The organism is Acinetobacter seohaensis (assembly GCF_056431365.1).
Window position 1 is genome coordinate 1 of sequence record NZ_JBWKMK010000073.1, and the last position, 806, is coordinate 806.

2 protein-coding genes and 1 pseudogene are annotated in these 806 nt (G+C 45.5%); all 3 read left to right on the plus strand.

Features of this window, described 5'->3' with window-relative positions; translation table 11 throughout:
- Positions 1-137: IS66 family insertion sequence element accessory protein TnpB (locus AC07E5_RS09695; protein WP_180169708.1), on the plus strand; the 137-nt coding region annotated here is incomplete at its 5' end.
- On the plus strand, positions 134-469 hold the full coding sequence (gene tnpB, locus AC07E5_RS09700; RefSeq protein ID WP_000618091.1) for an IS66 family insertion sequence element accessory protein TnpB: 336 nt from the start codon (positions 134-136) through the stop codon (positions 467-469). The genes AC07E5_RS09695 and tnpB, both read left to right, overlap by 4 nt.
- 74 nt (positions 470-543) lie before the next feature.
- A pseudogene (locus tag AC07E5_RS09705) lies at positions 544-806 on the plus strand (IS66 family transposase); the annotation flags it as partial.

Sequence of the window (806 nt, forward strand, 5' to 3'; positions counted from 1 at the left end):
CTGCAATCAGCCAACCTATTGATGAGAGGATCACGTTGTGTATCACCGTGCCTCATACGAATAATGATATTCAGCTAAAATGGCAGACATCAGAAATACCTGCCTTGGCAGAATTACTCAAGGCACTTGCAACATGATCCGCATTGATGAAATCTGGTTGTCTACTCAGCCCATGGACATGCGTGCAGGTATGGATACGACCATGGCTCAGGTGGTGAGAGCCTTTGGCTACATCAAACCGCATTGTGCTTACCTGTTCTGTAATAAACGTGGCCATCGCATGAAAGTACTGGTACATGATGGACTGGGCATCTGGCTGTGTGCCAGGCGGCTGGAACAGGGCAAATTTCACTGGGCTCAAGTTCACCAAGGTGAAACCGTGGCCCTCAGCCCGGAACAGTTACAGGCACTGATCCAAGGTTTGCCCTGGCAGCGCATTGGACGACAGCAGGTGGTGACGATGCTTTAAACCAGGCTGTTCCATTCTGCTATTCTCCAAACGTTCTATTTCATTCTTCTCATGACCTCAGGCATACTGCGGTCATGAATACGCTGCCTGACTTAAACCAACTGACCCATGAACAACTGCTGGAATTTACCCGGCAGTTGGCAATGCAGCATCAGTCTCTGGCAGAATCAAATCAAGAATTAGAAAAATCAAACCAGCAATTAGATTCTAAAGTTCAACATCTGGAAGTATCAAATCAACAATTAGATGCCAAAGTTCAACATCTTGAAGTCACCAATCAGCAATTAGATTCTAAAGTTCAGCATCTTTCTATTCTCAATCAAAAATACGAGCATGA

What these genes read in the sequence shown, in the direction of transcription:
- tnpB (WP_000618091.1), top strand. Translation starts at nt 134, where the DNA reads ATGATCCGCATTGATGAAATCTGGTTGTCTACTCAGCCCATGGACATG.